Source organism: Streptantibioticus silvisoli (assembly GCF_027947535.2).
Taxonomy (GTDB): Bacteria; Actinomycetota; Actinomycetes; order Streptomycetales; family Streptomycetaceae; genus Streptantibioticus_C; species Streptantibioticus_C silvisoli.
This window is the reverse complement of record NZ_JAAGKO020000010.1, coordinates 68,287-93,740: the sequence shown is the minus strand read 5'-3', so window position 1 is coordinate 93,740 and position 25,454 is coordinate 68,287. Positions and strand designations below refer to the sequence as shown.

The 25,454-nt window shown below is 74.6% G+C and carries 1 protein-coding gene; it reads left to right on the top strand.

Annotation, left to right across the window (positions count from 1 at the left end):
- Window positions 1-172 precede the first annotated feature (172 nt).
- Complete coding sequence (locus tag POF43_RS09880; protein WP_282704509.1) at window positions 173-25,444, top strand: type I polyketide synthase; 25,272 nt, start codon at window positions 173-175, stop codon at window positions 25,442-25,444.
- Window positions 25,445-25,454: the final 10 nt, after the last annotated feature.

Below are 25,454 nucleotides of genomic sequence, written 5' to 3'. Positions count from 1 at the left end.
CCAGAGAACCCCCTTCCCCTCTCTCCCTGGCCCCGGTCTTCGGGACATGCTGTCCGAGCTGCGGGATTTCCGGGTGGGAGTTCGGACTCGCAGCTGCTCGACGCGGCGCCCCACGGGCGAGTACCGGCGGCCCGCTGATCCCGTTCCGTCACCGACAGCGTGGGGAAGTTCCATGGCGAGTGAAGCGAAGCTTCGGGACTACCTCAGGTTGGTTACTGCCGACCTGCATGATGCCCGGCGCAAGCTCGACGAGATTGAGTCGAAGCAGCAGGAGCCGGTCGCCATCGTGGGGATGAGTTGCCGCCTGCCCGGGGCCGTCCGTTCGCCCGAGGACTTCTGGGAGATGCTCTCCAACGGAGTCGACGCGGTCACCGACTGGCCCGACGACCGCGGTTGGGAGGGCGCCGGCGGCTACGGCTCCGGCGACACGCTGGCCGACCGCACCCGCCAGGGTGGCTTCGTCCACGACGCCGACCGCTTCGACCCCGCCTTCTTCGGCATCTCGCCGCGCGAGGCGCTGGCGATGGACCCGCAGCAGCGCCTGCTGCTCGAAGCCTCCTGGGAGGCCTTCGAACGCGCCGGCATCGACCCCGCCACCGTCCGCGGCAGCCGCAGCGGCGTCTTCGTCGGTTGCAGCGAACAGGGCTACAGCTCCGGCCTGCGCCAGGTCCCCGACGACGTCCGCGGGCACCTGCTGACCGGTACCTCCATGTCGGTCGCCTCCGGCCGGGTCGCCTACGCGCTCGGTCTCGAAGGCCCCGCCATCACCGTCGACACCGCCTGCTCCTCCTCGCTCGTCGCCCTGCACTGGGCGGCGCAGTCCCTGCGGGCCGGCGAGTGCTCGCTCGCCCTGGTCGGCGGCGTGACCGTCATGTCCAGCCCCGGCGCGTTCATCGAGTTCGGCCAGCAGGGCGGCCTGGCGGCCGACGGCCGCTGCAAGGCGTTCTCCGAGGACGCCGACGGCACCGGCTGGGCCGAGGGCGTCGGCATGCTGCTCGTCGAGCGGCTGTCGGACGCGCGGCGCAACGGGCACAAGGTGCTCGCCGTGGTCCGGGGCAGCGCGATCAACCAGGACGGCGCCAGCAACGGCCTGACCGCCCCCAACGGCCCCTCGCAGCAGCGCGTGATCCTCGCCGCGCTGGCCAACGCCGGCGTGACCGCCACCGACGTGGACGTGGTCGAGGCGCACGGCACCGGCACCGCGCTGGGCGACCCGATCGAGGCGCAGGCGCTGCTGGCCACCTACGGCCAGGGCCGCGCCGAGGACCGGCCGCTGTGGCTGGGCTCGGTCAAGTCCAACATCGGCCACACCCAGGCCGCCGCCGGCGTCGTCGGCGTCATCAAGATGGTCCTCGCCCTCCAGCACGGCGAACTCCCCAAGACCCTCCACGTCGACCAGCCCTCGTCGCACGTCGACTGGACGGCCGGCGACGTGCGCCTGCTGACGGACACCATCAGCTGGCCGCAGGCCGAACGCCCGCGCCGCGCCGCCGTGTCGGCCTTCGGTGTGAGCGGCACCAACGCCCACGCGATCATCGAGCAGGCCCCCGAGGCCGCCGGGACCGGGCCCGCCGCCGAGGAAGGTGCCCCCGGCGAGCAGGCCCCGCTCGCCACGTCCGCGCTCCCGGTGCTGCCGTGGCTGGTCTCCGGCCGCGACGACGACACGCTGCGCGCCCAGGCGGCGCGGCTGCTCGCCCACCTCACCGCGCACCCCGACGGCCTGCCGCAGGACGTCGCCCGGTCGCTGGCCACCACCCGTTCCGCGCTGCGCAGCCGTGCCGCGGTCCTCGGCGGCAGCCGCGAGGACCTCGTGGCGGGCCTGGAAGCGCTCGCCGGCGGTGAGCGGGCCGACGGCGTGGTGACCGGCACCGTGCGTGGTGAGGGCAAGCTGGCGTTCGTCTTCGCCGGTCAGGGTGCCCAACGCCTGGGTATGGGCCGGGAGTTGTACGAGGCGTTCCCGGTGTACGCCGAGGCGTTCGACGCGGTGTGCGCGGTGGTGGACGGTGAGTTGGGCCGTTCGCTGAAGGACCTGGTGTTCGGCGACGACACGAAGGCGCTGAACCGGACGGAGTTCACCCAGCCGGCGCTGTTCGCCGTCGAGGTGGCGCTGTACCGCCTGGTGGAGTCGTGGGGCGTTCGTCCGGACTTCCTGGTCGGCCACTCGATCGGCGAGGTCGCCGCGGCCCACGTGGCCGGTGTGTGGTCGCTGGCGGACGCGGGCCGGGTCGTGGTGGCCCGTGGCCGCCTGATGCAGGCGCTGCCCGCCGGTGGCGTGATGGTCGCTCTCCAGGCTTCGGAAGCCGAGGTGCTGCCGCTGCTGGCGGGCCTGGAGGACCGTGCCGGGATCGCCGCGCTGAACGGCCCGGCCTCGACGGTGGTCGCCGGTGAGAAGGCGGCCGTCGCCCAGGTCCAGAAGCACTTCACGGGTCTGAAGCGCAAGACGACGAAGTTGCGGGTCAGTCACGCGTTCCACTCGCCGCTGATGGAGCCGATGCTGGCGGAGTTCGCCGCCGTGCTCGCGGGCGTGGAGTTCGCGGCGCCGTCGATGGCGGTCGTGTCCAACGTGACCGGACAGGCCGCCACCGCCGCCGAGTTGGAGTCCCCGCAGTACTGGGTGGACCACGTGCGGCGCCCGGTGCGGTTCGCCGCCGGGCTGGAGTGGCTGGCGGGCCAGGGCGCGACACGCTTCCTGGAGATCGGCCCCGACGGGTCGCTGACCGCGATGGCGCAGGACGTGCTGAACGGCGAGCAGACCCTCACCGTTCCGGCGCTGCGCAAGGACCGGCCCGAGACCGAGGCCGCGCTGACCGCCGTCGCGCGTCTGCACGTCGACGGCACGGACATCGACTGGGCGCGGTTCTTCGAGCGTTCCGACGCGGCCGTCGTCGACCTGCCCACGTACGCCTTCCGCCGTGACCGCTACTGGCTCGAACGCTCCTACGCGGCCGACGACGCCGCGGCGACCGACCCGGCCGGACCGTACTACCGCGTGGCCTGGAAGCCGGTGACGGGCCTGCCGGGTGAGGTGCGCCTCGGCGGCGACTGGCTGGTGGTCGCGCCCGAGGGCGCGGCGGGCGGCGACGGCTGGAACGGCGCCGTGCTCGAGGCGCTGACGGTTCGCGGCGCGGACGTCCACCTGGTGGCGTGCGCCCCCGGCGCGGACCGCGAGGCGCTCGCGTCGCTGCTGGCCGCACACGGTGACGCGCCCGTCGCCGGTGTCGTCTCGGCGCTGGCGCTGACCGACGACGCGACGGACGGCACCCCCGCGGGCGTGCTGGCCACCGCCTTCCTGATCCAGGCGCTCGGCGACGCCGGCGTCAGCGCGCCGCTGTGGGCCCTGACCCGGGGTGCGGTCGCCGCCGGGCGTGCCGACGGTCCGCCGCTGCCCGGCCAGGCCGCCGTGTGGGGCCTGGGCCGGGTCGCCGCCCTGGAACACCCGGACCGCTGGGGCGGCGTGGCCGACCTGCCGGCCGAACTCGACACCAGGACGTCGTCCTGGCTGGCCGCCGTCCTGGCCGGCGCCGGCGAGGACCAGGTCGCCGTGCGCGCCTCCGGTGTCCTCGGCCGCCGCGTGGAGCGGGTGGCCACCCCGGCCGACGGCGCCGCGGACGCGGAGTGGACCCCGGCCGGCACCGTACTGATCACCGGCGGCACCGGTGCGCTGGGCGCCCAGGTGGCGCGCTGGAGCGTCGAGCACGGCGCCGAGCACGTCGTCCTGGCCAGCCGGCGCGGCCCGCGGGCCCCGGGCGCCGCGGAACTGGAGGCGGAACTGTCCGCCCTCGGCGCCCGCGTCTCCGTCGCCGCCTGCGACACCGCCGACCGCGACGCGGTCGCGCACCTGCTCGACACCTACGCGCCGGACGCCGTCGTCCACGCCGCCGGCGTGCTCGGCGACGGTGTCATCGACACCCTCGGGGCCGGGCAGTTCGCCGAGGTCATGGGGGCCAAGGTCACCGCCGCGCGGCACCTGGACGAGCTGACCCGCGGCCGCGACCTGTCCGCCTTCGTGCTCTTCTCCTCGTTCGCCGGCCTGATCGGGTCCGCCGGACAGGCCAACTACGCCTCCGCCAACGCCATGCTGGACGCCCTGGCCGAGGGCCGGGCGGCCGAGGGCCTGCCCGCCACCTCCATCGCGTGGGGTCCGTGGGGCGGCGGCGGCATGGCCGCTGACGCGGTCGCCGGACAGCGCGCCCGCCGCGGCGGCGTGATCCCGCTCGACCCGGAGGCGGCGCTCACCGCCCTCGGCGCCTCCGTGGCGTCGGCCGAACCCGTGCTGATGGTCGCCGACGTGGACTGGGACCGGTTCGGCCCCGCGTTCGCCGCCCTGCGTCCGGCACCGCTGCTGGAGAAGCTCTACGACGCGCCCCAGGCCGTCGTCGAGCGCCGCCGTCCCTCCTCCGCCCTGCGTGATCGGCTCCTGGCCCTGCCGGCGGGGGAGCAGGCGCGTGAGCTGGTGGAGTTGGTGCGTTCCTCGGCCGCCGCGGTGCTGGGCTTCGCGGGGATGGGGGATGTGGCCGCGGATCGGGCTTTCCGTGATCTGGGGGTGGATTCCCTGATCGCGGTGGAGTTGCGGAACGTGCTGGCCGCCGAGTGCGGCATATCGTTGCCGTCGACGGTGGTCTTCGACTATCCGACGCCGTTGGCGTTGGGTGGGTTCCTGCGTGATGGTGTGGTGGGTGTCGCGGCGGAGGGTGCGGCCGCGCATGTGGTGGGCGGTGCGGTGGTCTCCGGTGATCCCATCGCGATCGTGGGGATGAGCTGCCGCTTCCCCGGTGGTGTGCGCGGGCCGGAGGAGCTGTGGGGTCTGCTGGCGGCCGGCGAAGAGGGACTCACCGCCTTCCCGGGTGACCGCGGTTGGGACCAGCTGGACGGGTTCTTCGCCGCTGCGGACGCGCGGTGGAATGACGCTGTCGGTGGGTTCTTGTCGGGGGTGGGGGAGTTCGACGCGGGGTTCTTCGGGATTTCGCCGCGTGAGGCGTTGGGGATGGATCCGCAGCAGCGGTTGTTGCTGGAGGCGGCGTGGGAGGCGGTGGAGGGTGCCGGGGTTGATCCGGTGTCGTTGCGGGGCAGTCGTACGGGGGTTTTCGTAGGGACGAACGGTCAGGATTATCCGGCGTTGCTGGGTGCGTCGGACGAGGATTTCGTGGGGTACGTGGGGACGGGTAACGCGGCGAGTGTCGCGTCGGGCCGTATCTCTTATGTGTTGGGGTTCGAGGGTCCTGCGGTGACGGTGGACACGGCGTGTTCGTCGTCGTTGGTGGCGTTGCACCTGGCGGCGCAGGCGTTGCGGTCGGGTGAGTGTGACTTGGCGTTGGCCGGTGGTGTCACCGTCATGTCGACGCCGGGTGCGTTCGTGGAGTTCGCGCGGCAGGGTGGTCTGGCCGGTGATGGCCGGTGCAAGGCGTTCGCGGAGGGTGCGGACGGTACGGGTTGGGGTGAGGGTGTAGGCGTTCTGCTGGTGGAGCGGTTGTCGGACGCGCGGGCCAAGGGGCACCGGGTGCTGGCGGTGGTGGCCGGTTCCGCGGTCAACCAGGACGGCGCGAGCAATGGTCTGACGGCGCCGAACGGTCCCTCGCAGCAGCGGGTGATCCGGGCCGCTCTCGCCAGTGCGGGGCTGTCGGCGTCGGACGTGGACGCGGTGGAGGCACACGGTACGGGGACGTCGCTGGGTGACCCGATCGAGGCGCAGGCGCTGCTGGCCACCTACGGTCAGGAGCGTGCGGAGGACCGGCCGTTGTGGTTGGGGTCGGTGAAGTCGAACTTCGGTCATACGCAGGCTGCCGCGGGTGTGGCGGGTGTGATCAAGATGGTGCTGGCGATGCGGCACGGTGTGTTGCCGAAGACGTTGCATGTGGATGCGCCGTCGTCGCATGTGGATTGGTCGGCGGGCAATGTGCGGTTGCTGACGGATGCGGTGGAGTGGCCGCAGACGGGTCGGGTGCGTCGTGCGGGTGTCTCGTCGTTCGGGTTGAGCGGGACCAACGCGCACATCGTGCTGGAGCAGGCGCCGGAGTCGGTCGCCGAGGTCGCCGAGGCGGTCGAGGTGCCGGTGTCGTCCGGGTCTTCGGTGTCGCCGGTGGTGCCGTGGACGGTGTCGGCGCGTAGCCCGGAGGCGTTGAAGGCGCAGGCGTTGAGCCTGGCGGCGTTCGTGGGTGCGGGTGCCGGTGCGGATCTCGATGTGCGGGATGTGGGGCTGTCGTTGGCGGCCTCGCGTTCGGTCTTCGAGCACCGGGCGGTGGTCTCCGGTCGTGACCGCGAGGAGTTGCTGGCCGGGCTGGGTGCGGTGGCTGACGGTGTGTCAGCTCCGGGTGTGGTGTCCGGTTCGGTGCGCGGTGAAGGCAAGCTGGCGTTCGTCTTCGCCGGTCAGGGTGCGCAACGGCTGGGTATGGGCCGTGAGTTGTACGAGGCGTTCCCGGTGTACGCCGAGGCGTTCGACGCCGCGTGTGCCGTCCTGGACGGTGAGTTGGGCCGTTCGCTGAAGGACTTGGTGTTCGGTGGCGACGCGGAGTTGTTGAACCGGACGGAGTTCACGCAGCCGGCGTTGTTCGCCGTTGAGGTGGCGTTGTTCCGGCTGGTGGAGTCGTGGGGTGTTCGCCCGGACTTCCTGGTCGGTCACTCGATCGGTGAGATCGCCGCTGCCCACGTCGCCGGTGTGTGGTCGTTGGAGGACGCTGCCCGGGTCGTCGCGGCCCGTGGCCGGCTGATGCAGGCGTTGCCCGCCGGTGGGGTCATGGTTGCCCTTCAGGCGTCCGAGGCGGAGGTGTTGCCGCTGCTGGAGGGTCTGGAGGACCGTGCCGGTATCGCCGCGCTGAATGGCCCGACGGCCACCGTGGTCGCCGGTGCGGAAGCGGCCGTTGCCGGTATCCAGGAGCACTTCTCGGGTCTGGGGCGGAAGACGACGCGGCTGCGGGTGAGCCACGCGTTCCACTCGCCGTTGATGGAGCCGATGCTGGCGGAGTTCAACGCCGTTCTCGCGGGGGTGGAGTTCGGGACCCCGTCGATGGCGGTGGTGTCGAACGTGACCGGACAGGCCGCCACCGCCGCGGAGTTGGGGTCGCCGGAGTACTGGGTGGAGCATGTGCGGCGTCCGGTGCGGTTCGCCGACGGGCTGCGCCACTTGGTGGAGTCGCGGGTCGGACGGTTCCTGGAGATCGGTCCCGACGGCTCGTTGACCGCGATGGCGCGCGACACGCTGGCCGGCGCCGAGGCGTTGAGCGTTCCGGCGTTGCGTAAGGACCGGCCCGAGGTCGAGGTGGTGCTGACCGCGCTGGGTCGGTTGCACGTGGACGGTGTCGAGGTCGAGTGGGCCGGGTTCTTCGCCGGTTCCTCGATCGTGGAGCTGCCGACGTACGCCTTCCAGCGCGAGCGCTTCTGGCCGACGCTGACGGCGTCGTCCGGTGCGGGCGACGGCGTGGACGCGGCGTTCTGGGACGCGGTGGAGCGCGGTGACCTCGATGGTCTCGCCGGGACGCTGGGCGTCGGCGAGGGGCCGTTGGGCGAGGTCGTGCCGGCGTTGTCGTCGTGGTGGCGTGGGCGGCGTGAACGCTCCGTCGTGGACAGTTGGCGTTACCGGGTGGTGTGGCGTCCGGTGGATGGCCCGGTCCGGGGCGTGCGCTCGGAGGGCCGCTGGCTGGTGCTGGCCCAGTCGGCTTCGGTGCTGGGCGAATGGGGTCTGGAGGGTCTGGCCGGTTCGGTGGACCGGCTGGACACCGTGGTGGTGGAGGCGGGTGCCGGCCGCGCGGAGCTGACCGCGCTGCTGCGGGACGCCGCCGCCGACGGGCCGGTCGACGGCATCGTCTCCCTGCTGGCGCTCACCGACGAGCCCGAACAGCTCGCTGACGGTGTGCCGGCCGCCGTGCCGTTGACCGCCGCCCTGGTGCAGGCGCACGGCGACGCCGGGATCGGCGCGCGGCTGTGGGTCGTGACGTCCAACGCGGTCGCGGTCGCCGGCTCGGACCGGGTGCCCGACCCGGCGCGGGCCGCCGTGTGGGGCCTGGGACGGGTCGCCGCCCTCGAACACCCCGACCGCTGGGGCGGGTTGGTCGACCTGCCCGGGCCGCTGGACGCCCGGGCCCGCGGCCGGCTGGCCTCCGTGCTGGCGGACGGCTCCGAGGACCAGGTGGCCCTGCGGGCGTCGGGTGTCTTCGCCCGCCGTCTGGTGCGTGCCGCCGGAACCGACCTGACCTCGGGCGGCTCCTGGACGCCGCAGGGCACCGTGCTGATCACCGGTGGCACCGGCGCCCTGGGCGCCCGGGTGGCGCGCTGGGCGATCGAACGCGGCGCCGACCACGTGGTGCTGACCAGCCGGCGCGGTGCGCAGGCCCCGGGCGCCGCCGAGCTGGAGGCGGAACTGACCGCCCTCGGCGCGCGGGTGTCCGTGGTGGCCTGTGACGTCGCCGACCGCGACGCGGTGCGGGACCTGCTCACCGAACACCCCGTCGACGCCGTCTTCCACGCCGCCGGCGCGCTCGACGACGACGTGATCGCCCTCCTGACCCCGGAGCGGTTCGCCCCGGTGATGGGGGCGAAGGTCCTGGGCGCCGTGCACCTGGACGAACTGACCCGCGACCTGGACCTGTCGGCGTTCGTGGTCTTCTCCTCGATCGTCGGCGTCTGGGGCGGCGGTGGCCAGGCCGCCTACGCGGCGGCCAACGCCTACCTGGACGCGCTGATCGACACCCGCCGTGCGCGGGGCCAGGCGGGCACCGCGGTCGCGTGGGGCCCGTGGAACCACACCGGTATGGCGGCGGACGAGGCCGGCCTCGAGCTGCTGCGCCGCCGCGGCCTGACGGCCCTCGAGCCGGACAACGCCCTGCTGGCGCTGGCCGGCGCGCTCGACCTGCGCGATGCCTGCGTCGCGGTGGCCGACGTCGACTGGACCCGGTTCGCCCCGGCCTTCGTCACCGGCCGCCCCTCGCCGCTGCTGGCCGAGCTGCCCGAGGCCAACGAGCCGTCCGCCGCCGCGGCGGGCGCCTCCGGCGCCGGCTCGGAGCTGCGGCAGACCCTGCTGGGACTGTCCGCCCAGGACCGGGAGAAGGCGCTGCTGGACCTGGTGCGGCGCCTGGCCGCGACGGTGCTCGGGCACTCCGACGTCACCGCCGTCCAGCCGACCCGGGCCTTCCGGGAGATCGGCTTCGACTCGCTCACCGCCGTCGAACTGCGTGACGTGCTGACCTCCACCACCGGGGTCACCCTGCCGGCCACCCTGGTCTTCGACCAGCCCACGCCCGCCGCGGTCGTCGAGCACCTGGTCGCTGAACTGTTCGGCGCCGAGGGCACCGAGCCGCTGACGACCCACCTGCCGGCCGCGACGAACGACGACCCGATCGTCATCGTCGGTATGGGCTGCCGGCTGCCCGGCGGCATCGGCGGACCCGAGGACCTGTGGGAGGTCGTCTCCGGCGGCCGCGACACGATCTCGGGCTTCCCGGGCGACCGCGGCTGGGACCTCGACGCGCTGTTCGAGGCCAGCGACACCCGTTCGGGTGGCTTCCTCCAGGACGCGTCCCGCTTCGACCCCGGCTTCTTCGGCATCAGCCCCCGCGAGGCCCTGGCCATGGACCCGCAGCAGCGACTGGTGCTGGAGACCTCCTGGGAGGCGCTGGAACGCTCGGGCATCGACCCGGCCTCGCTCAAGGGCAGCAGGACCGGCGTCTTCGTCGGCGCGGGCGGCTCCGGCTACGGGTCGGGACTGCGGGAGGTCCCCGAGGGCCTCGGCGGCCACCTGCTGACCGGTGCCTCCGGCAGCGTCACCTCCGGCCGGGTCTCCTACGCGCTCGGCCTCGAAGGGCCCGCCGTCACCGTCGACACCGCCTGCTCCTCCTCCCTGGTCGCCCTGCACCTGGCGGTCCAGGCGCTGCGGACCGGCGAGTGCGACCTCGCGCTGGCCGGCGGTGTCACCGTGATCGCCAACCCCGGCGCCTTCGTTGAGTTCAGCCTCCAGGGCGGCCTGGCCGCCGACGGGCGCTGCAAGGCGTTCTCCGACGGCGCCGACGGCACCGGCTGGGCCGAGGGCGTCGGCGTGCTGGTCGTGGAACGGCTGTCGGCCGCCGAAGCCAACGGGCACACCGTGCTCGCGGTGGTGGCCGGCTCCGCGGTCAACCAGGACGGCGCGAGCAACGGCCTGACGGCGCCGAACGGCCCGTCGCAGCAGCGCGTCATCCGCCAGGCGCTGGCCGGCGCCGGCCTGTCGCCGGCCGACGTGGACGCGGTCGAGGCGCACGGCACCGGCACGGTGCTGGGCGACCCGATCGAGGCGCAGGCCCTGCTGGCCGCCTACGGCCAGAACCGTGCCGAGGACCGGCCGCTGTGGCTGGGCTCGGTCAAGTCCAACATCGGTCACACCCAGGCCGCGGCCGGTGTCGCCGGTGTCATCAAGATGGTCATGGCGATCCGGCACGGCGTGCTGCCCATGACCCTGCACGCCGACGCGCCGTCGTCCCGGGTGGACTGGTCGGCCGGCAACGTGCGCCTGCTGACCGAGCGCATCGAGTGGCCCGACAGCGGCCGCGAGCGGCGGGCCGGCGTCTCCGCGTTCGGCGTGTCCGGCACCAACGCGCACGTCGTGATCGAGCAGGCCCCCGAACGGCGGCCGGAGCCGACCCCGGCCCCGGCCCCGGCGGCGGACACCGCGCCGGTCGTGCCCTGGGTGCTGTCGGCACGCACCGCGGCGGGCCTGCGCGACCAGGCCGGACGGCTGACGGCGCACCTGGCGGCCCACCCCGGGCTGACCCCGCGGGACGTCGGGCACGCGCTGGTGACCACCCGTTCGCTCTTCGAGCACCGCGCGGTGGTACTCGGCACCGGGCGCGAGGAGCTGCTCGACGCCCTCGGCCGTCTCGCCGAGGGCCACCCCGCCGCCGACGCCGTTGTCGGGGACACCTCCGCCGAGGGCGGCACGGCCTTCCTGTTCGCCGGGCAGGGCACCCAGCGCCCCGGCATGGGACGCGGCCTGTACCGGACCTTCCCGGTCTTCGCCGACGCCTTCGACGCGGTCTGCGCCCTGATGGACGGCGAACTCGAACGGCCGCTGCGGGACGTGGTGTTCGGCGACGACGCCGAGGCGCTGAACCGCACCGAGTACACCCAGCCCGCGCTGTTCGCGTTCGAGGTGGCCCTCTACCGGCTGCTGGAGTCGTGGGGGCTGCGGCCCGACCACGTCGCCGGCCACTCGATCGGCGAACTGGCGGCCGCCCACGTGGCCGAGGTCCTCACCCTTCCCGACGCCTGCCGGCTGGTCGCGGCCAGAGGCCGGCTGATGCAGGAGCTGCCCGGCGGCGGGGCGATGGTCGCCCTCCAGGCCACCGAGGCGGAGGTGCTGTCGCTGCTGGAGGGCCGCGAGCACGAGGTCGACATCGCGGCGCTCAACGGTCCGAACTCGGTGGTCATCGCCGGTGACGAGGACGTGGTGCTCTTCTTCGCCGAGCACTTCGAGCGGGCCGGGCGCAAGGTCAAGCGGCTGCGCGTCAGCCACGCCTTCCACTCGCCGCGCATGGACCCGATGCTGGCCGCCTTCCGGGCCGTCGCCGAGAGCGTCACCTACGGCCGGCCGCGCTTCCCGGTGATCTCCAACCTCACCGGACGCCTGGCCACCGCCGAGGAACTCGGCTCGGCCGACCACTGGGTGCGGCACGCCCGGCAGGCGGTGCGCTTCGCCGACTGCGTGGCGTGGCTGGAGCACGACGGCGTCGCCAACCTGCTGGAGATCGGGCCCGACACCACCTTGACCGCGATGGCCAAGGGGTGCCTGACCGGCACCGCGCCGCTCGCGGTCCCGGCCCTGCGCGACGACAGCGCCGACGAGGCCGCCTCCCTGATCGCGGCGGTCGCCGCGCTGTTCACCCGCGGCGTGCCCGTCGACTGGCGGTCGGCCGCGCCGGACACCACCGGCCACCGGACCCCGGCACCGCTGCCCACCTACGCCTTCCAGCACCAGAGCTTCTGGCTGGAGAGCACCGCGGGCGGCACCGACGCCGCGTCCGTCGGCCTGGTCCCGGCCGGCCACCCGCTGCTGGGCGCGCTGGTCCCGCTGGCCACCACCGACACCCTGGTCCTCACCGGGCGCCTGTCGGCACACCTTCAGCCCTGGCTGACCGAGCACCGCATCCACGGCGACGCCGTGGTGCCCAGCACGGCGTTCGTGGAACTGGCCGCACTGGCCGGCGCGCACGCCGAGCGCCCGCACATCAGGGAACTGATCCTGGAGGCGCCGCTGGTGCTTCCCGAGCGCGGCGCGGTCCAGCTCCAGGTGCGGGTCGAGGAGCCCGACGCCTCCGGGGCCCGTGCCCTGGGCGTCTACGCCCGCCCCGACACCGGCCAGGCCGACGGCGGCCCCTGGACCCGCCACGCGGGCGGTGTGCTGACCGCCACCGCCCCGCAGGGCCGGGCGCAGGACGACTTCGACTTCACCGTCTGGCCGCCGGCCGGCGCCGCCGAGGTCGACACCGAGGGACTCTACGAACGGCTGGAGGCGGCCGGACTCGCCTACGGGCCGGTCTTCCGCGGCCTCAAGGGCGTCTGGCGCGACGGTGACGAGGCGTACGCCGAGGTCGCCGTGCCCGAGACCGCCGCGACCGAGGCCGGCCGGTTCGAGCTGTACCCGGCGCTGCTCGACGCGGCCTTGCACCCGCTCGGCCTCAACGTCTTCGACGGCCTGGGCGACGGCCGCGTGCTGTTCTCGCTCGGCGACGTCCACCTGCACGCCTCCGGGGCCACCACGCTGCGCGTCCGCCTGACCCGGCGCGGCGACGACCGGATCGCGCTGGAGGCCGCCGACGGCACCGGCGCCCCGGTCGTCGGCATCGACTCGCTGCTGCTGCGGCAGGTCGCCGGCGAACGGATCGCCGCCGCCGCGCACACCGTGGGCTCGCTGCTGGACCTGCGCTGGGCACCGCTCACCGCGACCGGCGACGCGCCGACCACCGACTGGCTCGTGGTGGGCGCCGGAACGGCCGGCGTCGACCAGGCGCTGGACATCGCCGCCGCGGCCACCCTGCCCGAACCGGCCGACGCCCCCGCCGAACGGCTCGTGCTCCTCACCGACGGTCGCAGCCCGGCCCGCGACGAGGTGGAACGCTGGCTCGCCGGCGACCGGACCGCGCGGCTGGCCGTCGTCACCCGGCACGCCGTCGCCGTGGACGGGGAGACCCCCGACCCGGCCGGCGCCGCCCTGCGGGCCACCGGGGTGGCCCTGCACGCCGCACACCCCGACCGGGTCGTCCTCGTCGACGTCGACGCGGACCCCGCCTCCCTGCTGGCGCTGCCCCGCGCGGTGGCCGGCGGCGAACCCGACCTGGTGATCCGCGCCGGCGCCCTCGCCGCCGCCCGCCTGGCCCGCACCGCCACCGCCGACGCCGCACCGGACGCCGGCACCCTGGACGGCACCGTGCTGGTCACCGGCGCGCTGGCCCAGCAGGTCGCCGACGCCCTGCCGGCCGGCGCCACCGTCCTGGACGCGGACGGCGACGAACTCGCCCGCGCCCTGGCCGACGCCACCACCGGGCAGCAGCAGGTCGCCCTGGTCCACACCACCGACCTGACCGGCGCCGCCGACCTCGACGACGCCGTGCGCCTGCACGAACTCACCGCGGACCTGCCGCTGTCGGCCTTCGTGCTGCTGGCCGCGCCGGACGAGACGTCCGGCCGCCGCGCCCTCGCCCCGCGGGCCCGGGCGCTGGCCGCCGCACTGGGCGCGCTCGCCGAGCGCCGCGCCGCCCAGGGCCTGCCCGCCCTCGCGCTGACGCCGCCCTACGGGCCCGGCAGCGACACCCCGCCCGCCCTCACCCCGCTGACGGCCCCCCAGGCCGCCGCCCTGCTGCCGGCCGCGCTGGCCGTCGGCCGGACCACCGCGCTGGCCGCCGTGCTGGACGTCCCCGCGCTGCGCCGACTGGCCGCCGTGCCACCGCTGCTGACCGGGCTCGTGCCCGCCGGCGCCCGTCGTACCGCGGCCCGCGGCAGCACCGACTCCGGCCTGGTACGCCGGCTGGCCGGCCGCCCCGAGGCCGAACGCGCCCGCACCCTGCTGGCCACGATCCGCACCCAGGTCGCGGCGGTCCTCGGCTACGCCGGAGGCGCGGAGGTGGAGCCCACCCGCTCCTTCTCCGACCTCGGCTTCACCTCGCTCACCGCGGTCGAGCTGCGCAACCAGCTCAGCGCCGCCGTCGGGGTGACCCTGCCGGCCACCCTCGCCTTCGACCACCCCACCCCGGCCGCGCTCGCCCGGTTCCTCGACGCCGAACTGTTCGGCGCGCTGACCGAGGACGAGGCCCCGGCCCTGTCCGCGGCGGCCCTCGACGACGACCCGATCGTCATCGTCGGCATGGCCTGCCGCTACCCCGGCGGCGTCCGCAGCCCCGAGGACCTGTGGGAGATGGTGGTGGCCGGCGAGGACGGCATATCGCCGCTGCCCGCCGACCGAGGATGGCATCCCGAGACCCTGTACCACCCGGACCCCGACCACGCCGGCACCGTCTACACCCAGCAGGGCGGGTTCCTGCACGACGCCAGCCAGTTCGACCCGGCGTTCTTCTCCATCAGCCCGCGCGAAGCACTGTCCATGGACCCCCAGCAGCGCCTGCTCCTGGAGGCGTCCTGGGAGGCGCTGGAGCGGGCCGGCATCGACCCGGTGTCCGCACGCGGCAGCCGTACCGGTGTCTTCGCCGGTGTGACCTACCAGGACTACGTCACGATCCTGGCCGCCGCGGAGGACAGCTTCGAAGGCTACGTCGGCACCGGCAACAGCCCCAGCGTGCTGTCCGGCCGCGTCTCGTACGCGCTCGGCCTGGAAGGGCCCGCCGTCTCCGTCGACACCGCCTGCTCCTCCTCCCTGGTCGCCCTGCACCTCGCCGTGCAGGCCCTGCGGCAGGGCGAGTGCACCCTCGCGCTGGCCGGCGGCGTCACGGTGATGTCCACCCCCGGCTCGCTCATCGAGTTCAGCCGCCAGCGGGCACTCGCCCCCGACGGCCGCTGCAAGCCGTTCTCCGCGGACGCCGACGGCGCCAGCTGGGCCGAGGGCGTCGGCATGGTCGTCGTGGAACGCCTGTCGGACGCGCGCCGCAACGGACACCCCGTGCTGGCCGTCGTCCGCGGCAGCGCCCTCAACCAGGACGGCGCCAGCAACGGCCTGACCGCGCCCAACGGCCCCTCGCAGCAGCGGGTCATCCGCCAGGCACTGGCCTCGGCCCGCCTTGCGCCCAACGACGTCGACGTCGTCGAGGCGCACGGCACCGGCACCACCCTCGGCGACCCCATCGAGGCGCAGGCCCTGATCGCCGCCTACGGCCAGGACCGCGACGAGGAACGCCCGCTGTGGCTGGGCTCGCTGAAGTCCAACATCGGCCACAGCCAGGCCGCGGCCGGCGTCGGCGGCATCATCAAGATGGTCATGGCCCTGCGCGGCGAGATGATCCCCAAGACGCTGTACGCGGAGCACCCCACCCCGCACGTCGACTGGAGCGGCGGCACCGTACGGCTGCTGACCGAGCCCGTCGCCTGGCCCGCGGGCGACCGGCCCCGCCGCGCCGGTGTCTCCTCGTTCGGCATGAGCGGCACCAACGCCCACATCATCGTCGAGCAGGCACCCGTACACGACGCGCCGGCCGCACCGGCCGACCGCACCGAACTGCCCGTCGTACCCGTGCTGCTGTCCGGACGCACCCCGCAGGCGGTACGCGACCAGGCCGCCCGGCTGCGCTCGCACCTGCTGCGCCACCCCGGCGAGTCGCTGGCCGACCTCGGCTACTCGCTCGCCGTTACCCGGTCCGCCTTCGAGTACCGCACCGCGGTCCTGACCACCGGGCGCGACGAACTCGACGACGCGCTGCGCGGCATCGCCGACAACAGCCCCGTCACCGGCAACGGCGTCATCGAGGCCGCCGCCACCGGCAGCTCCGCCCCCGTCATGGTCTTCCCCGGACAGGGCGCGCAGTGGGCCGGCATGGCGCAGGGGCTGCTGACCGCCTCGACCGTGTTCGCCGACCGGATCGCCGAGTGCGAACGCGCCCTGGCCCCCTTCGTCGACTGGTCGCTGACCGCCGTGCTCAACGGCACCGGGAGCGCCGTCGACCTCGACCGGGTCGACGTCGTCCAGCCCGCCCTGTGGGCCGTCATGGTCTCGCTGGCCGCCCTGTGGGAGTCCTGCGGGGTGCGCCCGGCCGCCGTGGTCGGCCACTCCCAGGGTGAGATCGCCGCCGCCTGCGTCGCCGGAGCGCTGTCGCTGGAGGACGGCGCCCGGGTGGTGGCCCTGCGCAGCCGGGCCATCACCGCGATCGCCGGCACCGGCGGCATGATGTCGGTACCGCTGTCCGCCGACGCCACCCGCGAACGCCTCCTGCCCTGGGAGGGCCGCATCTCCGTCGCCGCCGTCAACGGACCCACCTCTGTGGTGGTCTCCGGCGAGGCGACCGCGCTCGACGAACTGTTCGAGGCCCTGACCGGCGACGAGATACGCGCCCGCCGGATCGCCGTGGACTACGGCTCGCACTCCGCACAGGTGGAGGCCATCCGCGACCGCGTCCTGGAGGCGCTCAGCCCGGTACGGCCCCGCGACGCCGACATCCCGTTCCGGTCGGCCCTGACCGGCGACTGGTTCGACACCACCGGCCTGGACGCCGGCTACTGGTACACCAACCTGCGCGAGACCGTCCGGTTCGAAGAGGCGGTACGCGGCCTGATCGCCGAGGGCCACCGGTCGTTCATCGAGATGAGCCCCCACCCGGTGCTCGCCGTCGGCCTGCGCGAGACCGTCGAGGACCTCGGCGCCGACGTCGCCGTCCTCGGCTCGCTGCGCCGCCAGCAGGGCGGGCTCGACCAGTTCCTCACCGCCGTCAGCACCGCCCACGTCCACGGCGTCGACGTCGACTGGACGGCCGTCTTCGCCGGCACCGGATCGCACCGGGTCGACGTACCGACCTACGCCTTCCAGCGCCAGCGGTACTGGCCGACCGTGCGGGAGGCCGTGGCGGCGGACGCCGCCGCCGACGGCGCGCTGACCGCCGACTCCGTCGAGGCACGCTTCTGGCAGACCGTCGAGCAGGAGGACCTGGAGGCCCTGACCGGCACCCTCGACCTGGGCGACGACGCCCCGCTGAGCGCCTTCCTGCCGGCCCTGTCGGCCTGGCGCCGGACCAGCCGCGAGCGGTCGACCACCGACGCCTGGCGCTACCGCGTCAACTGGGCGCCGCTGACCGGCGACGGGACCGGTACCCTGTCCGGGACCTGGCTGCTGGCCGTACCGGCCGACGCCGGGGCGCACGGCGACCTCGTCGAGGCCGCCCGGCTGGCCCTGGAGGCCGGCGGGGCCCGGGAGGTGCGCACCGTCGCCCTCACCGACGCCGACCTGGGCACCGACGCCCGCGAACGCCTCGCCGCCCTGCTGCGCGAGGCCGTGGGCGAGGACACCGGCGCCCAGCGCGTGCGCGGCGTGCTGTCCCTGCTCGCCCTGGACGAGCGGCCCCACCCCGAGCACCCGGCCGTCCCCCTCGGACTGGCCGGCACCCTCGCCCTCGTCCAGGCCCTCGGCGACACCGCGACCGACGCGCCCTTGTGGTGCGCCACCCGCGGCGCCGTCACCACCGGCCACGCCGACGGCCCGCTCAGCACCGTCCAGGCCCTCGTGTGGGGCTTCGGCCGGGTCGCGGCGCTGGAACACAGCGACCGCTGGGGCGGGCTGATCGACCTGCCCGTCACCCTCGACAGCCGGGCCGCCACCCGGCTGGCCGCCACCCTCGCCGACCCCGGTGGTGAGGACCAGATCGCGCTGCGCGCCTCCGGCACCTTCGGCCGCCGGCTGGTGCGGGCGCTGCCCGCCGCCACCGCGGGCGACGGCTGGAGCCCGCGCGGCACGACGCTGATCACCGGCGGCACCGGAGCGCTCGGCGGCCACATCGCCCGCTGGCTGGCCGGCCGCGGCGCCGAACACCTGCTGCTCACCGGCCGCCGCGGCCCCGACGCCCCCGGCGCGCCCGAACTGCGCGCCGAACTGGAGGCGCTGGGCGTGCGGGTGACCATCGCGGCCTGCGACGTCGCCGACCGCGCCGCGCTGGGCGAGCTGCTCGCCACGGTGCCGGCGGAACTCCCGCTGGACGCGGTCTTCCACGCCGCCGGATCGCTCGACGACGGCGTCATCGACTCGCTGGACGCCGGCCGCATGGACCCGGTGCTGCGCGGCAAGATGACGGCGGCGGTCAACCTGCACGAACTGACCCGCGACCTGGACCTGTCCGCCTTCGTGCTCTTCTCCTCCACCGCCGGCGTCATCAGCGGCGCCGGTCTGGGCAACTACGCGCCGGGCAACGCCTTCCTCGACGCGCTGGCCGAGTCGCGCCGGGCCGAGGGCCTGCCGGCGACCGCGGTCGCCTGGGGCCTGTGGGCCGAGGGCGGCATGGTCGGCGACGGCGCCGGGGAGCGGATGCGCCGCTACGGCGTGCACGCCATGGCCTCCGAGCCGGCCCTCACCGCGCTGGGCCACGCGCTCGACGGCGACCAGGCCGCACTCGTCGTGGCCGACCTGCGCTGGGACACCTACGCGGTGGCGTTCACCAGCCCGCGCCCGAGCAACCTGCTCAACGACCTGCCGGAGGCGCTGCGAGCCCTGGCCGCCGCACCGCAGGCCGCCGAGACCACGGACGCCTCCACGCTGCTGGCCCACCTGGCGACGCTGCCCGCCTACGAGCGTGAGGAAGCCGTCCTCGACGTGGTCCGCGCCTACGTGGCCAAGGTCCTCGGCTACCCCTCGCCCGACCTGGTGGAGACCGGCCGGCCGTTCACCGACCTGGGCATCGACTCGCTCAGCGCCGTCGAACTGCGCAACGGCATGAGCCAGGTCACCGGCCTGCGCCTGCCGGCCACCCTGGTCTTCGACCACCCGACCTGCGCGCGGCTGGCGGCGTACCTGCTCGGCGAACTCGGCGACGGTCAATCCGCCGCGGAGCAGTCCGCGCCGGTGCCGGCGACCGTGGTGCGCGACGACGACCCGATCGTCATCGTCTCCATGAGCTGCCGCTTCCCCGGCGACGTCCGCAGCCCCGAGCAGCTGTGGCGCCTGCTGTCGGAGGGCGACGAGGCCCTGGTGCCCTTCCCGACCGACCGCGGCTGGGACCTGGACGCCCTCTACGACCCGGAGCCGGGCAAGACCGGCACCGTCTACACCCAGCAGGGCGGCTTCCTCGACGACGCCAGCGGGTTCGACCCGGCGTTCTTCGGCATCTCCCCGCGTGAGGCGGTGGCGATGGACCCGCAGCAGCGGCTGCTGCTGGAGATCTCCTGGGAGGCGTTCGAACGGGCCGGCATCGACCCGGCGCTGCTGCGCGGCAGCCGCACCGGTGTCTTCGCCGGCACCAACGGCCAGGACTACACCGGCATGCTGGCCGCCTCCGGCGACGACTACGAGGGTTACCTGCTCACCGGCAACGCCGCGAGCGTCGTGTCGGGCCGGCTGTCCTACACCTTCGGCCTCGAAGGCCCCGCGGTGACCGTGGACACCGCCTGCTCGGCCTCCCTGGTGGCGCTGCACCTGGCGGTGCAGTCGCTGCGGCTGGGGGAGTGCGACCTGGCGCTGGCCGGCGGCCTGACGGTGATGGCCTCCCCCGGACTGTTCCTCGACTTCAGCCGCCAGCGCGGTCTGGCCGAGGACGGCCGGTGCAAGGCGTTCGCCGACGCCGCCGACGGCACCGGCTTCTCCGAGGGCGGCGGCATGCTGCTGGTGGAGCGGCTGTCGGACGCCCGGCGCAACGGACACCCGGTGCTCGCCGTGGTGGCCGGCTCGGCCGTCAACCAGGACGGCGCCTCCAACGGCCTCAGCGCCCCGAACGGTCCCGCCCAGCAACGGGTGATCCGGGCGGCGCTGGCCAGCGGCGGCCTGTCGTCGGCCGACGTCGACGTGGTCGAGGCGCACGGCACCGGTACCAAGCTGGGCGACCCGATCGAGGCGCAGGCGGTGCTGGCCACCTACGGCCAGGACCGTTCGCCGGACCGGCCGTTGTGGCTGGGGTCGATCAAGTCCAACGTGGGCCACACGCAGGCCGGCGCCGGCGTGGCCGGCATCATGAAGATGGTGCTGGCGATGCGGCACGGCGTGCTGCCCAAGACGCTGCACGTGGACGCGCCCACCTCGCACGTGGACTGGGAGTCCGGCCAGGTCCGGCTGCTGACGGAGAACGTCGAGTGGCAGCGGGCGGACGACCGTCCGCGCCGCGCGGGCGTCTCCTCGTTCGGCATCAGCGGCACCAACGCCCACCTCATCCTGGAGGAGGCGACCGCGCCGCAGGAGCCCGCCGAGGCTGCGGACGGGACCGAGCCGCAGGAAGCGGCCGGCGCCCCGGCGACCGGGACGCTGCCGTGGGTGGTGACCGGCCGCAGCGCGGCCGCCCTGCGGGCACAGGCTGCGACGCTGGCGGACTTCCTGCGCGAGCGGGCCGACCTCGACCCGGCCGACGTGGGCCTGTCGCTGGCGGTGTCGCGTTCGGTCTTCGAGCACCGCGCGGTCCTGCTGGGCGACGACCGCGAGGCGCTGGCGGCCGGGCTGACCGCGCTGGCCGCCGACGAGCCGGCCCCCGGCGTCGTGACCGGTTCCGCGCGCGGCGAGGGCAAGCTGGCGTTCGTCTTCGCCGGCCAGGGTGCGCAACGCCTGGGTATGGGCCGGGAGTTGTACGAGGCGTTCCCGGTCTACGCAGCGGCGTTCGACGCTGCGTGTGCCGTGCTGGACGGTGAGTTGGGCCGTTCGCTGAAGGATCTGGTGTTCGGTGACGACGCGGATCTGCTGAACCGGACGGAGTTCACCCAGCCGGCGTTGTTCGCCGTTGAGGTGGCGTTGTTCCGGTTGGTGGAGTCGTGGGGTGTGCGTCCGGACTACCTCGTCGGTCACTCGATCGGTGAGGTGGCCGCCGCCCACGTGGCGGGTGTGTGGTCGCTGGCGGACGCGGGCCGGGTCGTGGTGGCCCGTGGCCGGTTGATGCAGGCGTTGCCCGCCGGTGGCGTGATGGTCGCCCTTCAGGCGTCCGAGGCCGAGGTGCTGCCGCTGCTGGAGGGGCTGGCCGACCGTGCCGGAATCGCCGCGCTCAACGGTCCGACCTCGACGGTGGTCGCCGGTGAGCAGGCCGCCGTCGCCGGTATCCAGGAGCACTTCGCCGCTCTGGAACGTAAGACGACGCGGTTGCGGGTCAGTCACGCGTTCCACTCGCCGCTGATGGAGCCGATGCTGGCGGAGTTCGCCGCGGTGCTGTCCGGGGTGGAGTTCGCGGCGCCGTCGATGGCGGTGGTGTCGAACGTGACCGGACAGGCCGCGACGGCCGCGGAGTTGGGGTCGCCGGAGTACTGGGTGGACCACGTGCGGCGTCCGGTGCGGTTCGCCGACGGGCTGGAGTGGCTGGCCGGGCACAAGGCGACGCGCTTCCTGGAGATCGGCCCCGACGGGTCGCTGACCGCGATGGCGCAGGCCGTGCTCGATCCCGACGAGACCCTCACCGTCCCCGCGCTGCGCAAGGACCGGCCCGAGACCGACACGCTGCTCGGCGCCCTGGCCCAGGTCTTCGTCAAGGGCGTCGGCGTCGACTGGTCGGCCGCCTTCAGCGGGACCGGCGCGACCACGGTCGACCTGCCCACGTACGCCTTCCAGCGCCAGCGGTTCTGGCCGAAGCCCCCGGTCCTGCTGGGCGACGTCGGCTCGGTCGGCATCGGCTCCGCCGGACACCCCCTGCTGGGTGCGGCGGTGCGGATGGCGGGCGGCGAACAGATGCTGTTCACCGGCCGGCTGTCGCTGCGCAGCCACCCGTGGCTGGCCGAGCACGCGCTGACCAGCACCGCGCTGTTCCCCGGAACCGGTTTCCTGGAACTGGCGCTGCACGCCGCGGACCAGGTGGGCTGCGAGAGCGTGGAGGAACTGACGATCCTCGCGCCGCTCCCGCTGCCCGAGCGCGGCGGGGTGCGCATCCAGCTGCGGGTCGACGAGCCCGACCCGTCCGGCGCGCGGCAGCTGAGCCTGTACTCGCGTGCCGAGGACGCGCCGGAGGACGACCCCTGGGCGCTCAACGTCCAGGGTCTGCTGGCCCCGGCCGCCACCGAGGCGCCCGACCCGTACGACTTCACGGCCTGGCCGCCCGGTGACGCCACCGAGGTGCCGCTCGACGGCTTCTACGAGGGCTTCGCCGAACGCGGCCACCTGTACGGCCCGCTCTTCCAGGGGCTGAAGTCGGTGTGGGTGCGCGGCGAGGAGGTGTTCGCCGAGGTGGCACTGCCCGAGGCCGCCGATCCGGCCGCCGACAAGTTCGACCTGCACCCGGCCCTGCTGGACGCCGCCCTGCACGCGGTGATGTTCGTGCCGATGGAGGACGCCGACCGGCTGCCGTTCTCGTGGAACGGCGTGCGGGTCGAGGCGGTCGGCGCCGGGGCGCTGCGCCTGCGCATGGTGCAGGAGGGCCCGGAGACCATCGCCTTGTCGATGGCGGACACCTCCGGACGCCCCGTCGCCTCCGTCGCGGCCCTGACGCTGCGCGAACTGACCGGCGAACTCGCCGGCCCGGCCGCGCAGCCCGGTTCCGACGCGCTGTTCGAACTGGACTGGACGTCGGTGCCGTCCGCGACCCCGGCCCAGGAGACCTGGAGCGTGGTCGGCGGCACCGAGGCCGACGAGCTGCGCGACGCGCTGACCGCCGCCGGCCGCACGGCGCTGGTCCACCCCACGCTGGCCGCGCTGGCGGGTTCCGGGGCCGACGTGCCGGAGACGGTGCTGTTGGTCCTGGGCGCCGGTGAGCAGACCGCCGACCTGGCGGCCGCCGCCCACGCCACGACCCACCGGGCGCTGGCCACCGTCCAGGAGTTCCTCGACGAGCGGCGCTTCGACCAGGCCAGGCTGGCCGTGGTCACCCGGCACGCGGTGGGCACCTCCGCCCGCTCCGCCGACCCGGTGCAGGCAGCCGTGTGGGGCCTGGTGCGGGCCGCCCGCTCCGAGAACCCCGACCGCTTCGTGCTGATCGACACCGACGGCGCCCCGGCGTCGGCCACGGCCCTGCCCGCCGCACTCGCGGCCGGCGAGCCCGAGCTGCTGGTGCGCGACGGAGCGGTCACCGCGGCGCGCATCGTCAAGGCGACGGCCGACCGCCGCCTGACCGCGCCGGCCACCGACGCCTGGCGGCTCGCCGTCGAGCGCAAGGGCACCCTCGACGGGCTGCGGCTCACCGCCTGCCCCGACGCGGCGGCCCCGCTGGCCCCGCGCGAGGTGCGCCTGTCCATGCGCGCCGCGGGCGTCAACTTCCGTGACGTGCTCACCGCGCTCGGCATGTACCCCGGCGACGCCACCGCCATCGGCCTGGAAGGCGCCGGCGTGGTCACCGAGGTCGGTGCCGAGGTCACGGGGCTGGCACCGGGCGACCGGGTGATGGGCATGTTCTCCGGCGCGTTCGGCCCGCTGGCCGTGGCCGACGAGCGCATGGTGGCCCGTATCCCGCGCGGCTGGTCCTTCGCCGAGGCGGCGACCATCCCCATCGTCTACCTGACCGCCTACTACGCGCTGGTGGACCTCGGCGGGATGAAGGCCGGACAGCGCGTCCTGGTGCACGCCGCCGCCGGCGGTGTGGGCACGGCCGCGGTGCGGCTCGCCCAGCACCTGGGGGCGGAGGTGTTCGGCACCGCCTCGCCGGGCAAGTGGGACGCCCTGCGGGCCGCCGGGCTCGACGACGCGCACATCGCGTCCTCGCGCGACCTGACGTTCGAAAAGGCCTTCTCGGTCGCCACCGACGGCCGGGGCGTGGACATGGTCCTCAACTCGCTCGCCCGCGAGTACGTGGACGCCTCGCTGGCCCTGCTGCCCAACGGCGGCCCGTTCCTGGAGATGGGCAAGACCGACGTCCGCGACCCGGAGCGGATCGCCGCCGACCACCCCGGCGTGGCCTACGCGGCGTTCGACCTGATCGACGCGGGACCGGACCGGATCGGCGCGATGCTGGCCGAACTGGTCGCGCTGTTCGACAGCGGGGCCCTGCCGCCGCTGCCGATGGCCACCTGGGACGTGCGGCAGGCCCCGGAGGCGTTCCGCTTCGTCAGCCAGGCCCGTCACGTCGGCAAGGTCGTCCTGACCGTGCCGTCCGAGCCGAACCCCGACGGCACGGTGCTGCTGACCGGCGGCACCGGCGGCCTGGGCAAGGTCACCGCCCGCCACCTGGTCGCCGAGCAGGGGGTGCGCCACCTGGTGCTCACCAGCCGGCGCGGACCCGACGCGCCCGGCGCCGCGGAACTGCGGCAGGAGCTGGCCGCGCTGGGCGCCGAGGTGTCGATCGTGGCCTGTGACGCCGCCGACCGCACGGCCCTCGCCGGGCTGCTGGCGGCCATCCCGGCCGAACACCCGCTGACCGCGGTGGTGCACACCGCCGGCGTCCTGGCGGACGGCGTGGTCTCGGCCATGACGCCCGAACAGGTCGACCGGGCGCTGCGGCCGAAGGTCGACGCGGTGACCAACCTGCACGAACTGACCCGCGAGTGCGACCTCGCCCAGTTCGTGGTCTTCTCCTCGGTCGCCGGCACGTTCGGCGGGGCGGGCCAGGCCAACTACTCGGCCGCGAACGCCTTCCTCGACGCACTGGCCCACCACCGCAGGTCCCTCGGCCTGCCCTCGGTGTCCCTGGCCTGGGGCACCTGGGTCTCGGACGCGGGAATGACCGGCGAACTGACCGAGGCCGACCGCGAACGGCACGCCAGGACCGGCATGGTCCCGCTGGCGGCCGGCGACGGCATGCGCCTGCTGGACGCCGGCTCGCGCACCGACCGGGCGGTCCTGCTGCCGATGCAGCTGGACATGCGGGCGATGCGCGAGTACGCGGACGGTCTGCCGCTGCTGCTGCAGGGCATGGTCCGCAAGCCGGCCCGCCGCACGGTGGAGGCGGCCGCCCCCACCGCCGCGGACACCCTCACCCTGCCGGAGCGGCTGGCGCTGCTGTCCGACGAGGACCGCGAGGCGCACCTGCTGGAGCTGGTCGCCACCCAGGCGGCCGCCGTGCTCGGCCACTCCTCCACCGACGAGATCGAGGCCGAGCAGACCTTCAAGGAACTGGGGTTCGACTCGCTGACCGCGGTCGAACTGCGTAACAGGCTCAACGCCGTGACCGGCTTGCGGCTGCCCGCCACCTTGGTCTTCGACTACCCGACCCCGGCCGCGCAGGTGCGCTACCTGCTGTCCGAACTGGACCTGCCGGAGGCGCCGGGCGGCGCGCAGAACGTGCTCGGGGAACTGGACCGGCTGGAGTCCTCCCTGACCGGTACGGATCTCGACGACCTCGACGACGAGGACCGCGCCAAGGTCACCGACCGTCTGCGGGCCCTGATGGCCCGCTGGACGGGAGAACCGGTCACCGCCGCCGCGCCCGCAGCGGCCGCCGCGTCCGACGACGACGAGCTCGACGACGTCGAGACGGCGAGTGACCTGTTCGACTTCATCGACAGGGAGCTGGGCGCGTCGTGACCACAGGCTT

Bases quoted from the DNA above. Each gene is read 5' to 3' on its own strand.
- POF43_RS09880 (WP_282704509.1), top strand. From the start codon at position 173: ATGGCGAGTGAAGCGAAGCTTCGGGACTACCTCAGGTTGGTTACTGCC.